This window comes from Streptomyces dangxiongensis, assembly GCF_003675325.1.
Classification (GTDB): Bacteria; Actinomycetota; Actinomycetes; order Streptomycetales; family Streptomycetaceae; genus Streptomyces; species Streptomyces dangxiongensis.
Window position 1 is genome coordinate 6,427,327 of record NZ_CP033073.1, and the last position, 13,113, is coordinate 6,440,439.

Sequence of the window (13,113 nt, forward strand, 5' to 3'; positions counted from 1 at the left end):
CCGTCCCGGGGCGAACCGCCGCACGCCCCGGGCGGCCGCGCGGCCGGACCAAGGTCATCGCGGGTTACGTTGGTCGAAAGCCCCCGCCCGGAGCCGACCCCACGGAGCCCGCGATGCCCTTCGCCCGTCTCGCGACCGCCACCACGCCGACCTGCCACCTCGGCCTCGGCCTGGCCGCCGTCGGCCGCCCCGGCTACATCAACCTCGGCCGCGACGAGGACCTCGGCCGGGACCGCGGCGTCGAGGCGATGCGCGCCCGCACCCACGAACTCCTGGACGCCGCCTACGCCCAAGGCGTCCGGTACGTCGACGCCGCCCGCTCCTACGGCCGCAGCGAGGAGTTCCTCGCCGACTGGCTGAACGCCCGCCCCGGCGCCGACGACGTGGTCGTCGGCAGCAAGTGGGGCTACACCTACACCGCCGGCTGGTCCACCGACGCAGACCGGCACGAGGTCAAGGACCACGGTCTCGCCACCTACGAACGCCAGCGCGCCGAGACCGACGCCCTGCTCGGCGGCCGGCTCGACCTCTACCAGATCCACTCGGTGACCCAGGACAGCCCGGCCCTCGCCGACAAGGACCTCCACGCCCGGCTGGCGGACGCCGCCGCCGGCGGTCTCACCGTCGGCTTCTCCACCAGCGGCCCGGCCCAGGCCGACGCGGTCCGCGCCGCGCTCGCCGTGACGGTCGGCGGCGAGCCCCTCTTCCGTACGGTCCAGTCGACGTACAACGTCCTGGAGACCTCGGCCGGAGCGGCCCTCGCCGAGGCGCACGAGGCCGGGCTCACCGTGATCGTCAAGGAGGGCATGGCCAACGGCCGGCTGGCCGGACCGCACGCGCCGGACGCGCTGAAGGAGGTGGCCGCCGCGACGGGACTGGGCTGCGACGCCGTGGCCCTCGCCGCGGTCCTGCGGCAGCCGTGGGCCGGCGTGGTCCTCTCCGGTGCCGCGACCGTCGCCCAGCTCACGTCCAACCTGCACGCTCCCGCCGTCGACCTCGACGAGGACCGGCTCGCCCGCCTCGCCACGCTGGCGGAGGACCCGCGCGCCTACTGGGAGCGGCGCGGACAGCTTCCCTGGCACTGATCACGGCACCCCGCACGACCCACCGGGGTGAGTCACCTGCGCCCGTGATGAGACATGAGTGTCTCATCTAGGTTATTCTTGTCTCATGGCCCTCGACCGTGACCACGTGCTCCGCAGCGCAGCCGCCCTGCTGACCCGCAAGTCCACCGCGACCATGGACGAGGTCGCCCGCGCCGCCGGCATCAGCCGGGCCACGCTGCACCGCCACTTCGCCGGCCGTGACGCGCTCGTCCGGGCGCTGGAGTCGCTCGGCATCGCCGAGTGCGAGGCGGCGCTGGAGCGGGCCCGCCCGGAGGACGGCCCCGCGCCCGAGGCCGTACGCCGGCTGCTGCGCGAGATCCAGCCGGCCGCCGGTCTGCTCGCGTTCCTCTACGGCGAGAACCAGCTATGGGAGGCGGACCGGCAGCACGACGGCTGGCAGCGCCTGGACACCCGCATCGGCGCCCTGTTCCAGCGCGGACAGCGCGACGGCGCGTTCCGTATCGACCTCACCCCGGCCTGGCTCACCGAGGCGCTGTACGGCCTGATCGCCTCCGGCGCCTGGGCCACCCTGGACGGCCGGGTGGCCGCCCGCGACTTCCCGACCATGATCGCCGAGCTGCTGCTCGGCGGCGCTCTGCGAAGAGAGGAACCATGACCACCACCCTGCGGCCGGCCGACACGACCGAGGCGGTGAAGCGCCCGGGCCGCTGGCTCGCGCTCTCCGTCCTCGTCCTGGCCGTGCTGCTGGTGGCCGTCGACGCCACCGTCCTCGGCCTGGCGACCCCCTACATCAGCGAGGACCTGCGGCCCTCCGGCACCCAGTTGCTGTGGATCGGCGATGTCTACTCCTTCGTCATCGCCGGTCTGCTGGTCTCCATGGGCAGCCTCGGCGACCGCATCGGCCGCAAGCGGATCCTGCTGTGCGGCGCCACGGCGTTCGGCGCCCTGTCCGTCCTCAACGCCTATGCCACGACACCCGAGCTGATGATCCTCGCCCGGGCGCTGCTCGGCGTCGCCGGCGCCACCCTGATGCCCGCCACCCTGGCCCTGATCCGCAACATCTTCCACGACCCGCGCGAGCGCAGCCTCGCCGTCGGCGTCTGGGGCGCCACCGCCTCGGCCGGTACGGCGGTCGGCCCGATCACCGGCGGTTTCCTCCTGGAGCACTTCTGGTGGGGGTCGGTCTTCCTCATCAACCTGCCCGTGATGGCCGTCCTGGTCCTGGTCGGCATCCGCACCCTGCCCGAGTCCCGCAACCCCCACCCGGGCCCCTGGGACCTGAGCAGCGTCCTGCTGTCCCTGGTCGGCATGATCGCCCTGGTCTACGCGGTCAAGGAGGCCGCCACCCACGGCCTCACCCCGACGACCCTCGCCGCCGGCCTGCTGGGCGCGGCGGCCCTGTACGGCTTCGTCCACCGCCAGCTCACCATGCCGATGCCGCTGCTGGACATGCGGCTGTTCCGGCGCCGCGGCTTCAGTGGCGCGGTCCTCGCCGACCTGCTGACCGTCCTCGGCATGTCCGGCCTGGTGTTCTTCCTCTCCCAGTACCTGCAACTCGTCCAGGGCCGCCGCCCGTTGGAGGCGGGCCTGGCCGAGCTGCCCGCGGCCGTGGGCGCGGTGGCGGCCGGCCTGGTGGCGGGCCGCGTCGCCCGGCGCCTCTCGGTCCGCACGGTGGTCACGGGCGGCCTGGCCGCCGTCGGCATCGCCCTGGCCGCCCTGACGACGGTCGGCCGGTCCACCGGCTACCCGGTCCTCGGCGCCGCCCTGCTGGTGGTGGGCATCGGCGCTGGCTTCTCGTTCACGGTGACGGCCGACGTCATCCTCTCCAGCGTCCCCAGGGACCAGGCGGGCGCCGCCTCGGCGGTCTCCGAGACGGCGTACGAACTGGGCGCCGCCCTGGGCATCGCCCTGCTCGGCTCCGTCGTGACCGGCGTCTACCGCGGCTTCGAGGGCCCGGCCGGCACCCCGGGCCGAGGCCCACGAGTCCCTCGGCGCGGCCACGCAGGCCGCGGCGCACCTGGCACCCCACCAGGCGGAGGCCCTGCTCGACGCGGCCCGCACGTCCTTCGTCCACGGCCTGCACCTGGCCTCCGCGGCGGGGGCGGCGGTCCTGCTGACGGCATCGGCGGTGTCCTGGTTCCTGCTGCGGCACCAGGAACTGGAGACCTCCGGCTGAGTCACCCGCCCGGGGGCGCGCCGACCGCCCGGGTGCCCGCGCCCGGTCAGCGCCGGTAGCCCAGCACGGTCATCATCCCGGTCTCCGAGTGGTACTGGTTGTGGCAGTGCAGCATCCACAGCCCGGGGTTGTCGGCGTCGAACTCGACGACCAGCTTGCGGTGCGGCAGCACCACCGCCGTGTCCTTGAGCGCCCCGGCGGCGTCCAGCCCGGTCATCGAGAACGTGTGCCCGTGCAGATGCAGCGGGTGCCACATGTCGGTGGCGTTGATGAGGGGTGAGCCGCACCCGTTCACCGGCCTTGACCGGATGGCGGCGGCGCACGTCGTAGGCCTGGTGGTCGAAGCCCCAGTCGTACTTCTCCATCGTGCCGGTGACCCTGATCCGCAGTTCCCGGTCGGGATCGCGCTTGCGCAGGGCCACGGACTCGGCCGGTACCAGGCGCCGCGCCGGGACGACCTTGCCGTCCAGCTCGTCCGGCCGGACGTCCGGCTTCGGCACGTCCCCGCCCTTGGCGGTGCGCAGGACGGCGAGTGCCTGGCCCTTCTTGCCCTCGGCGAGCGCGACGAGGGGGAAGACCCCGTCCTTGGCGGTGACGAGCACGTCGTAGCGCTCGGCCATGCCGACGAGCAGGGCGTCGGTCTTCTTGTGCTGCACGGGGTAGCCGTCGGTGTGCGTCACGGTCATCGTGTGGCCGCCGAGCGCCACCCGGAAGGCGGTCTCGGAACCGGCGTTGACGATGCGCAGCCGGACGCGGTCGCCGGGACGGCAGCGGAACGCCGAGGGACTGGTGTTCACGCGCCCGTTGACGAGGTAATGGGGGTAGTCGACGCTGCCGCCGTCGCCGTGCAGGATGCGGCTGTGGGACTCGCGCAGCACCCGGGAGGGGCCCGCCGGCTTCCTGGACGCGGAGGCGTGCGGGTTCGCGGTCCCGTGCCGGGCCGCCGTTCCGTGCGGGCTCGGGCTGCCGTGGCCCGGACCGGCCATGCCCTGCATGGACATGGAAGTGTCCGCGCCGGGCTTGAGCTGGCGCAGCACCTCGTCGGGGGTGGAGCCCTGCACGCCGTCGACCCAGTCGTCCAGGACGACGAGCCACTCCTTGTCGTAGGACAGGGGCTCCTTGGGGTCGTCGACGACCAGCGGCGCGTACAGCGCGCGGTCGGGCTGCGTGCCGACGTGGGAGTGGAGCAGATAGGTGCCCGGATGCGGGACGGTGAAGCGGTAGCGGAAGTCGGCCCCGGGCCTGATGGCCGCCTGGGTCAGCTCCGGGGTGCCGTCCATGTCGCAGCGCAGCCGCACCCCGTGGGAGTGCAGCGTGGTCGATGTGGGCAGCCGGTTGGTGAGCGTCATGTCGAGCACGTCACCGGCGGTGACACGCACCAGCGGGCCGGGGAGCGACTCGTTGTACGCCCAGCTCCGCACGGACTTCCCGCCCAGGTCCAGCGTGCTCTCGGCCGCGGTGAACCGGTGCGTGCGTACCGGGCCGGACCCGCGTCTCCGCTCTGCGGCGCGTACCTCCGGGTCCGAGGGGTTGATGTACCCCCGGGGACCCGCTGGGACGAAGTCACCCTGGACGCCGCTGTCTTGGGGGCCCGAGCGGGGCTCCGAGCCGGAGCCGGAGCCGGTGCAGGCTGCCAGGAGTCCCGCGCCCGCACCGGCGAGGGGGGCACGGAGCAGGGTACGCCGAGAAGGAAGGAACATATCTAAATGAGACATGTCGTGTGGTCATATGGCCGGGTGATACGGCCGAATGCCCCATGTGTCGGGGCCAGATTCCTCCGGCAGGCGGACGGCCGCGTGTCGCCACGCCCGCCGGACCGGGACCCTCCTAGGCCGCCTTCGCCTTGGTGGCGTACATGTCGACGTACTCCTGCCCGGACAGCCGCATCACCTCGGTCATCACGGAATCCGTCACCGCCCGCAGCACGTACCGGTCCCGGTCCATGCCCTCGTAGCGGGAGAACTCCATGGCCTCGCCGAACCGGACGGTGACCCGGCCGGGCCGCGGGATGCCCCGGCCGCCCGGCTGGAGCTTGTCCGTGCCGATCATGGCGAACGGGACCACCGGCGCGCCGGTCATCAGTGTCAGCCGCGCGATGCCGGTGCGCCCCCGGTACAGCCGGCCGTCGGGCGACCGCGTGCCCTCCGGGTAGATACCGAAGACCCGCCCCTCCTCCAGGATCCGGCGCCCCGTCATCAGCGCGGCCACGCCGCCGTTCGCCCCGTCCCGGTCGACCGGGATCATGCCGACGCCGGTGAAGAACCACGCCATCAGCCGGCCCTTGACGCCCTTGCCGGTGACGTACTCGTCCTTGCCGATGAAGCACACCTGCCGCTTGGTGACCACCGGCAGCACGATCGAGTCGATGAAGGTGAGGTGATTACCGGCCAGGATCACCGGGCCGTCCCCGGGGATGTGCTCCACGCCCTCAACCTGTGGGCGGAACATCAGACGCATGATCGGTCCGAGCACTGCCTTGATGAGCGCGAAGCGGGACAACGGGTCCTCCGACGGCGAGGGAAGCGATATGAGTCTGTGCAGGTGAGGACATTACTCGCGGGTCCGGTCCGGGCGCACATCGGGAACACCCGGTTCACCGAGGCCTTACGAAGAGTTGACGCGGGTTTACCTGCGGTTGCGTGCCCGTACCGGCCCGCCGGGCCCTCGCGCGGGTGTGACGCACATCGCGCACTCCGGGGCCCCGACCGCCGACGGACCGTCACCTTCCGCCGTTCGAGCGGACACCCGACCTCACCCGGCTGTTCGCACCGGGGTCTCCCTCCCGTCATGTGACCGCCCCTACGATCGGCCCGCACCCAGGCGCGGTCCGGCGGACGGAGCGCCGAGACCAGGACACACGGCGAAGGCGGCGGGAGAGCGCTCATGGACAGGGACCAGGCGAACGGGCAGACGCGGGGAACGGGACGGCGGGCGCTCCTCGGCGCCGCGGTGCTCGGCGCGGGCGGAACGGCCCTCGGGCTGCCCGGCACGGCCCGGGCCGCCGGGCCCCGGACGGCGGGGCACGGGGGCCGCGGGCTGAAGAGCCTGCCGGTGCCGACGATCATCGGCCACCGGGGTGCCAGCGGCTACCGCCCCGAGCACACCTTCGGCTCGTACGAGCTGGCCCTGGACCTGGGTGCCGACGTCGTCGAGGCGGGCGATCTGGTGCCCACCAAGGACGGACATCTGGTCTGCCGGCACGAACCGGAGATCGGCGGCACCACGGACGTCGCCTCCCATCCCGAGTTCGCCGACCGCAGGACCACCAAGGTGCTGGACGGCGTCCCCACCACCGGCTGGTTCACCGAGGACTTCACGCTCGCCGAGCTGAAGACGCTGCGCGCGGTCGAGCGCATCCCGGCCAACCGCCCGCACAACACCCTCTACAACGGCCGCTGGGAGATCCCCGCCTTCGAGGACGTCCTGAAGTGGCAGGACGAGCAGACCCGCAGGCGCGGCCGGCAGGTCTGGATCTACCCCGAGACCAAGCACCCCACCTACTTCCGCAAGCTGGGCCTCCCCCTGGAGGAGCGGGTGGCCAAGCTGCTGCGCAAGTACGGCAAGGACGGCAGGAACGCGCCGGTCATCCTCCAGTCGTTCGAACCGACCAGCATCCAGCGGCTGAACCGGCTGGTCGACAACCCGCTGGTCGTCCTGCTCTCCTCGGCGGACAGCCGCCCGTACGACTTCGTCGCGGCCGGCGACCCGCGTACGGTCGCCGACCTGGTCACCCCCAGGGGCCTGCGGGAGATCGCCGGCTACGCGCAGGGCATAGGCCCGACCCTGGACCTGGTCATCCCCAGGAACGCGGACGGCACCCTGGGCCGGCCCACCACGCTGGTCCCCGACGCGCACAAGGTGGGCCTGGTCCTGCACCCCTACACCATGCGCAACGAGAACCCGTTCCTGCCGGCCGAGTACCGCAAGGGCGGCGCGGCCGACGCGTACGGCGACGTCTTCGGCGCCTTCAGGACGTACTTCGCGACCGGTATCGACGGCGTCTTCACGGACAACGCCGACACCGGGATCCTCGCCCGCGAGGACTTCCTGCGCGGTTGAGCACGTCAACCTCCGAACCCGCAGACCCCCCTTTCGGGGTGACTGTGCGCCGCCCCGGCAACCCGCCGCCGGGGCGGCTCGTCGTTGTGCATATGACGCCCGACCTGGTAGCCGCCCTGCGCCCCCTGCTGACCGCCGAGGCCTCCGCCGAGGCATATGCCTCCGGGAGCGAGCCGGGCGATCTGGAACAGGCCGTCTGGCTCCGCCTGCTGGAGCGGCTGGAGACCGACGGGCCACCGCGGGACCCGCAGGGCTGGCTGCGCAGGGCCGTGCGCGCCGAGGCCCGCCGCACCCGCCGCACCACCCGCCTCGAACGTCCGTACGGCGTCGAGCCGGCCGACGACGCCCGGCCCGGCCCCGAGCAGCACGCCCTCACCGCCGCCCGGTACCGCGCGCTGCGGGACGCCGTCCGCCGCCTGCCCGGCCGCTGCCCCCGCCTCCTGGAGGCCCTGCTCTCCCCGAAGGACCCGACCTACCGGGAAATCGCGGGGGAGTTGGGTATCTCACAGGGCAGTCTCGGGCCGGAACGCTCCAGATGTCTGGGATGTCTTCGGCGTTTGCTCAGTCCGGAGGTTGCTTCCCGCGGAGCGCGGGGATAGGAGTGAGGGACGACAGGTGATCAGGTGAGCGGGAGGCGTGCGCACATGGGCATGAGCGTGACCATCTCGGTGGCGACCGGGCAGGACGCGGAGCAGATCTTCAGGCTCCAGTACCTGTGCTTCCAGAGCGAGGCGGCGCTGTACGGCAACTACCGCATCGACCCGCTCGTCCAGACCCTGGAGTCCGTCCGCCAGGAGGTCGACGGCGACTGCGTCTTCGTCGCCCGGCTCGGCGAGGAGGTGGTCGGCTCCGTGCGCGGCAGGGTCACCGACGACGGTGCCGCGGCCATCGGCAAGCTCTGCGTCCACCCGCGTCTCCAGGGCCACGGCATCGGCGCCCGCCTGCTCCGCGCGGCAGAGGCCGCGCTGGCCGGGGAGCGCGGCGCCACCCGGTTCCGCCTGTTCACCGGCCACCGCAGCGAGGGCAACCTGCGGCTGTACCGCCGGGTGGGATACCAGACCGTGGGCAGGGCCCAGGGCGCCGACGGCGTCGAGATGATCATCCTGGAGAAGCCGGCCGGGGAGTACGCGCAGACGGCCTGACGTGCGGGGTGCCGGGAGCCGCGCGGGCGGTCACGGCCGGCCCCCGGCCGTCGTCCTCAGGCGCCCCTGCGGTCCCGCGCCCTGCGCAGCCAGTACAGGGCGGACAGCGGCAGCAGTACGGGGATGAAGACGTAGCCCATGCCGTAGTCGGACCACACGGTGGCGTCCGGGAAGGCCGAGCGGTCGACCAGCGTCCACGTACCGACGAGCAGCACCCCGGCCAGCTCGGCGGCGCAGCACACCGACGCCGCCCGCCGGGCCCTCTCCCCGCCCCGCACCAGCGTGTACGTGATGAACGCGTACACGACACCGGCCACGGCCGACAGGGAGTACGCCAGCGGTGCCCGGTCGAACTCCGTGGCGATCTGGTACGCCGACCGCGACAGCGCGCCGACCACCATCACGCCGTAGAACCAGACGAGCAGCAGGCCCGGCCCGCTGATCAGCCGGACCGGCTTCTCCTCCACCGCGGTCACCTCAGCCTCCCCAGATGTCGTAGAGCCGCACTTCCAGCACGGCCAGCACCACACCGCCCGCCGCGACCGTCACCGAACCCCAGCGCGTGCGCTCGGCCAGTGACATGAAACCCGCCGCCGGGACGCACGCGAAGGCGCCCAGCAGATACGACACGAAGATCGTCGTGCCCTGCTCCGGCTTCTCGCCCCGCGCCAGCAGCACGACGCCGGCCGCAAGCTGGATCACGGCCAGCAGCGACACCACCGCCATGCCGATGAAATGCCAGTCCTTGGTGGGCTGGTCGCGGTACGCGGCCCAGCCGCACCAGGCGGCGAGCAACAGCGCGGCGACCCCGGTCACCAGCATCAGGACGTTGAGCATGCCGTGACCCTATTACGGCGGAAAAGGCCCACCGCCGCCGACCCCGGCGTACACCGTAGGGTCGGGAGCATGACGATCCACGCGCACGCCCTCCTGTTCGACAACGACGGCACCCTCGTCTCCTCCCTCGACTCCGTCGAGCGCTGCTGGACCCGCTGGGCGCGGGAGTACGGGATCACCGCGGAGGAGTTCGGGCGTGTGGAGCTGCACGGGCGTACGGCGGTCGAGATCGTCGGCGACCTGCTGCCCGCCCGTCTGGTCCCGGAGGCCGTCGCCCGGGTCGAGCAGCTCGAGGTCGAGGACGTCCCCGACGGCGGTGTGCGCCTGCTGCCCGGCACCCGGGCCTTCCTGGACTCCCTGCCGGCCGACCGCTGGGCCGTGGTCACCTCCGCCACCCGCCGGCTGGCCGAGGCCCGCCTGGACGCCGTCGGCATCTCCCCGAAATCCCTGGTCTCCGCGGACGACGTCACCCGCGGCAAGCCCGACCCCGAGCCCTATCTGCTCGCCGCCCGGCAGCTCGGCGTGGACCCGGCCCGCTGCGTGGTCTTCGAGGACGCCCCCGCCGGACTCCGGGCGGGCCGCGCGGCCGGCATGACCACCGTGGCGTTGGCCACAACCCATCCCGCGCACGAGCTGGACGCCGACCTGGTGGTCACGGACCTGTCGGCCCTGTCGGCCCTGGTCACCGCCGACACCGTGGAGATCACCGTCCGCGGCTGAACCCTGTCCGCGGCTGTCCACTATCCGGACAGCGGCGACCGTTCAGGACCGTGTGTCTGCTTTACTGATCGCATGACCACGACGAGCAGCCGCACCCTTGCGACCGAGGCGACCAGCACGCCCGGTGCTCGTTGTATGTGTCCGTGTCGAATGTGCGCCTTCTAGAGGGCCCCCGCACCAGCCGAGCCTCGCGCCCCGAAGCGAGAGCCGTGGCCCGTCCCGCGCCGGCACCCCGGCGTACGTGACCGAGGCCGCCCCGCGCACACGCTGTTCTCCCCGGTTCCCCCGCCACCCGAGAACCGTGCCGCGTCCCTGACCGAACGCACACAACGCATTCGTGCCCGGGCACACCCGCGCCCGCGCACTCGACAGTGACGGAAACCCACGTGATCACCACCTCGGGCCTGACCAAGGTCTACCGCTCCCGCGGCCGTGAGGTCACCGCCCTCGACGGCGTCGACCTGCACGTGCGCGAAGGCGAGGTCTACGGCGTCATCGGCCAATCCGGCGCCGGCAAGTCCTCCCTCATCCGCTGCGTCAACCTGCTGGAGCGCCCCACCTCCGGCACCGTGACCGTCGCCGGACAGGACCTCACCGCCCTGGCCGGCCGCGGCCCGCGCGCCGGCCGGGAACTGCGCCGCGCCCGCAGCCGCATAGGCATGGTCTTCCAGCACTTCAACCTGCTCTCCTCACGGACCGTCCAGGACAACGTCGAGCTGCCGCTGGAGATCCTCGGCAAGTCCGGCGGGGAACGCTCCCGCAAGGCCCTGGAACTGCTGGACCTGGTCGGCCTCGGCGACAAGGCCAAGGCCTACCCCGCCCAGCTCTCCGGCGGACAGAAGCAGCGCGTCGGCATCGCCCGCGCCCTCGCCGGCGACCCCAAGGTGCTGCTCTCCGACGAGGCCACCAGCGCCCTCGACCCCGAGACCACCCGCTCCATCCTCCAGTTGCTGCGCGACCTGAACCGGCAGCTCGGCCTCACCGTCCTGCTCATCACCCACGAGATGGACGTCGTGAAGTCGGTCTGCGACTCCGCGGCCCTGATGGAGCGGGGCCGGATCGTGGAATCCGGCACGGTCGGCGAGCTGCTGGCCACCCCGGGCTCCACGCTCGCCGCCGCGCTCTTCCCGGTGGGCGGCGAGGCCTCCGGCACCGACCGGACCGTCCTCGACGTCACCTTCCAAGGCGAGGCCGCCACCCAGCCGGTCATCTCCCAGCTCGCGCGCACCTACAACATCGACATCTCGATCCTCGGCGCCGCCATCGACACCGTCGGCGGTCTCCAGATCGGCCGTATGCGCATCGAACTGCCCGGCCGCTACGAGGACAACGTGGTGCCGGTCGGATTCCTGCGCGAACAGGGCCTGCAGATCGATGTCGTCGGCCACGAGGGCGACGAGCCCCTGCTGGTCAAGGAGGGTGCGAAGTGACCTGGTCCGAGATGTGGGAGCTGCTGCAGCCCGAGTGTTGGAACACCCTGTACATGGTCGGGTGGTCCACGCTCATCGCCGTCGTCGGCGGTCTGCCGCTCGGCATCCTGCTCGTCCTCACCGAACGCGGCGGCCTGCTCCAGAACGTCGTGGTGAACAAGGTCCTCGGGCAGGTCGTGAACATCACCCGCTCGATGCCGTTCATCATCCTCATGGTCGCGCTGACCGACGTCACCCGCTTCGTCACCGGCACCAGCATCGGCCGTGACGCGGCCATCGTGCCGCTGGCCATCGGCGCCATCCCCTTCTTCGCCCGGCTGGTCGAGACGGCTGTCCGCGAAGTGGACGGCGGGCTGGTCGAGGCAGTGCAGTCGATGGGCGGCAGCACCTTCACCATCGTCCGCAAGGTCCTGGTGCCCGAGGCCCTGCCCTCCCTGATCGCCTCGGCGACCACCACCCTCGTCGCCCTCATCGGCTACTCCGCGATGGCCGGCACCGTCGGCGCCGGCGGCCTCGGCGACCTCGCCGTCCGCTACGGCTACCAGCGCTTCGAGACCGGACTGATGTGGGTGATCGTGGCGATCCTCGCCGTCGTCATCACCGTCATCCAGTTCGCCGGTGACCTCGCGGCCCGCTCGATGCACCGCCGCGGCGCCCGCTCCGGCCCCGGCCCCCGGCTCCGCCTGCTCAAGGCCGAGAAGCCCGCCGCGGCCGACGTCGGCAAGGTCGCCTGACCACTCCCCGAAGACCCCCGTAACCCGACACGGGGTCGCACCACCCATAAGGAAAGGCACTTTTCGTGCGTAACACCGCCAAGCTCACCACCGCCGTCCTCGCCGCCGGAGCCCTCACCTTCGGGCTCACCGCCTGCGGCTCGGACAAGGACTCCGGCTCCTCCGACCACACCGGCCCGCTGGTCGTCGCCGCGAGCCCGACCCCGCACGCCGAGATCCTCGACTACGTCAAGAAGAACCTGGCGAAGAAGGCGGGCCTCGACCTGGAGGTCCGGGAGTTCACCGACTACATCACGCCGAACACGGCGACCGAAGACGGTGACGTGGACGCCAACTACTTCCAGAACCAGCCGTACCTCGACGACTTCAACAAGAAGCGCGGCACGCACATCGTGCCCGTCGTCACGGTGCACCTGGAGCCGCTCGGCCTCTACTCCCACAAGGTCAAGAAGGCCGACGCCCTCAAGAGCGGCGCGACCGTCGCCGTCCCGAACGACGCCGTCAACGAGGCCCGCGCCCTGAAGCTGCTCGCCTCCCACGGGCTGATCACCCTCAAGGACGGCGTCGGCACCGAGGCCACCCCGCAGGACATCGCCAAGAACCCCCGGAACCTCAAGTTCAAGGAGGTCGAGGCGGCCCAGACCGCGCGCTCCCTGGACGACGTCGACGCGGCCGTGATCAACGGCAACTACGCCATCTCCGCCGGCCTCAAGCCCGCGAAGGAGGCCCTGGTCCTGGAGTCCGCGAAGAACAGCCCGTACGGCAACTTCCTCGCCGTGAAGAAGGGCAACGAGACGGACCCGCGCGTCAAGAAGCTCGCCAAGCTCCTCACCTCGCCCGAGGTGAAGAAGTTCATCGAGGACAAGTACCAGGGCTCGGTCATCCCCTCCTTCTGATCCTCTCTTCCTGATCTCCTGCCTCAGATCGCACCGGCGGTGGCACCGGCGG

The 13,113-nt window shown here is 72.0% G+C and carries 12 protein-coding genes and 2 pseudogenes; 10 read left to right on the forward strand and 4 right to left on the reverse strand.

What is annotated here, in order from left to right:
• Positions 1-113: 113 nt before the first annotated feature.
• The 3 genes and pseudogenes from D9753_RS29075 to D9753_RS29085 all read left to right on the forward strand — a co-directional run bounded on the left by D9753_RS29075 (position 114) and on the right by D9753_RS29085 (position 3,243).
• Positions 114-1,085 (forward strand): aldo/keto reductase, encoded by a 972-nt coding sequence (locus D9753_RS29075; RefSeq protein WP_121789702.1) that lies wholly within the window; start codon positions 114-116, stop codon positions 1,083-1,085.
• An 85-nt stretch (positions 1,086-1,170) separates the two neighbouring features.
• Entirely contained in the window at positions 1,171-1,722 is a 552-nt protein-coding gene (locus tag D9753_RS29080; protein ID WP_121789703.1) for a TetR/AcrR family transcriptional regulator, read from the forward strand.
• Positions 1,719-3,243 (forward strand): annotated as a pseudogene (locus D9753_RS29085) (MFS transporter). The gene D9753_RS29080 and the pseudogene D9753_RS29085 overlap by 4 nt, the downstream one beginning before the upstream one ends.
• A gap of 46 nt (positions 3,244-3,289) precedes the next feature.
• Here the strand turns inward: D9753_RS29085 and D9753_RS29090 are convergent.
• Together D9753_RS29090 and D9753_RS29095 are read right to left on the reverse strand one after the other, a co-directional pair.
• Positions 3,290-4,943: pseudogene (locus D9753_RS29090) on the reverse strand (multicopper oxidase family protein).
• Between the two features lie 127 nt (positions 4,944-5,070).
• Entirely contained in the window at positions 5,071-5,742 is a 672-nt protein-coding gene (locus D9753_RS29095) for a lysophospholipid acyltransferase family protein (protein ID WP_121789704.1), read from the reverse strand.
• Positions 5,743-6,126: 384 nt separating this feature from the next.
• Between D9753_RS29095 and D9753_RS29100 the strand changes: the two genes are divergently transcribed.
• The 3 genes from D9753_RS29100 to D9753_RS29110 all read left to right on the forward strand — a co-directional run bounded on the left by D9753_RS29100 (position 6,127) and on the right by D9753_RS29110 (position 8,444).
• Positions 6,127-7,302, forward strand: coding sequence for a glycerophosphodiester phosphodiesterase (locus D9753_RS29100; RefSeq protein ID WP_121789705.1), 1,176 nt, complete (start codon positions 6,127-6,129; stop codon positions 7,300-7,302).
• 92 nt (positions 7,303-7,394) lie between these two features.
• On the forward strand, positions 7,395-7,901 hold the full coding sequence (locus D9753_RS29105) for a sigma-70 family RNA polymerase sigma factor (protein ID WP_121789706.1): 507 nt from the start codon (positions 7,395-7,397) through the stop codon (positions 7,899-7,901).
• A gap of 45 nt (positions 7,902-7,946) precedes the next feature.
• The gene (locus D9753_RS29110; RefSeq protein ID WP_121789707.1) at positions 7,947-8,444 is read left to right on the forward strand and encodes a GNAT family N-acetyltransferase; all 498 of its coding nucleotides are present in this window, start codon (positions 7,947-7,949) and stop codon (positions 8,442-8,444) included.
• Between the two features lie 56 nt (positions 8,445-8,500).
• Here the strand turns inward: D9753_RS29110 and D9753_RS29115 are convergent, their stop codons facing one another.
• Positions 8,501-8,920 (reverse strand): hypothetical protein, encoded by a 420-nt coding sequence (locus D9753_RS29115; RefSeq protein WP_121789708.1) that lies wholly within the window; start codon positions 8,918-8,920, stop codon positions 8,501-8,503.
• Position 8,921: 1 nt separating this feature from the next.
• Positions 8,922-9,281 carry a hypothetical protein gene (locus D9753_RS29120; RefSeq protein ID WP_121789709.1) on the reverse strand — a complete coding sequence of 120 codons (360 nt, stop codon included), beginning with the start codon at positions 9,279-9,281 and terminating at the stop codon, positions 8,922-8,924.
• A 69-nt stretch (positions 9,282-9,350) separates the two neighbouring features.
• On the opposite strand from D9753_RS29120, the gene D9753_RS29125 reads away from it, so the two are divergent.
• From D9753_RS29125 to D9753_RS29140, 4 genes are all read left to right on the forward strand, one after another.
• Complete coding sequence (locus tag D9753_RS29125; protein ID WP_121789710.1) at positions 9,351-10,001, forward strand: HAD family hydrolase; 651 nt, start codon at positions 9,351-9,353, stop codon at positions 9,999-10,001.
• 386 nt (positions 10,002-10,387) lie between these two features.
• Complete coding sequence (locus tag D9753_RS29130) at positions 10,388-11,431, forward strand: methionine ABC transporter ATP-binding protein (protein WP_121789711.1); 1,044 nt, start codon at positions 10,388-10,390, stop codon at positions 11,429-11,431.
• Positions 11,428-12,165: a methionine ABC transporter permease gene (locus D9753_RS29135; RefSeq protein WP_121789712.1), complete on the forward strand. Its 738-nt coding sequence runs from the start codon at positions 11,428-11,430 to the stop codon at positions 12,163-12,165. The genes D9753_RS29130 and D9753_RS29135 overlap by 4 nt, the downstream gene beginning before the upstream one ends.
• A gap of 65 nt (positions 12,166-12,230) precedes the next feature.
• Positions 12,231-13,061 (forward strand): MetQ/NlpA family ABC transporter substrate-binding protein, encoded by an 831-nt coding sequence (locus tag D9753_RS29140; protein WP_121789713.1) that lies wholly within the window; start codon positions 12,231-12,233, stop codon positions 13,059-13,061.
• The last annotated feature ends 52 nt before the right edge of the window (positions 13,062-13,113 follow it).

Coding starts and splice junctions, on each gene's coding strand:
- D9753_RS29075 (WP_121789702.1), top strand. CDS start 114: ATGCCCTTCGCCCGTCTCGCGACCGCCACCACGCCGACCTGCCACCTC.
- D9753_RS29080 (WP_121789703.1), top strand. CDS start 1,171: ATGGCCCTCGACCGTGACCACGTGCTCCGCAGCGCAGCCGCCCTGCTG.
- D9753_RS29110 (WP_121789707.1), top strand. CDS start 7,947: ATGGGCATGAGCGTGACCATCTCGGTGGCGACCGGGCAGGACGCGGAG.
- D9753_RS29105 (WP_121789706.1), top strand. CDS start 7,395: ATGACGCCCGACCTGGTAGCCGCCCTGCGCCCCCTGCTGACCGCCGAG.
- D9753_RS29100 (WP_121789705.1), top strand. CDS start 6,127: ATGGACAGGGACCAGGCGAACGGGCAGACGCGGGGAACGGGACGGCGG.
- D9753_RS29120 (WP_121789709.1), bottom strand. CDS start 9,281: ATGCTCAACGTCCTGATGCTGGTGACCGGGGTCGCCGCGCTGTTGCTC.
- D9753_RS29125 (WP_121789710.1), top strand. CDS start 9,351: ATGACGATCCACGCGCACGCCCTCCTGTTCGACAACGACGGCACCCTC.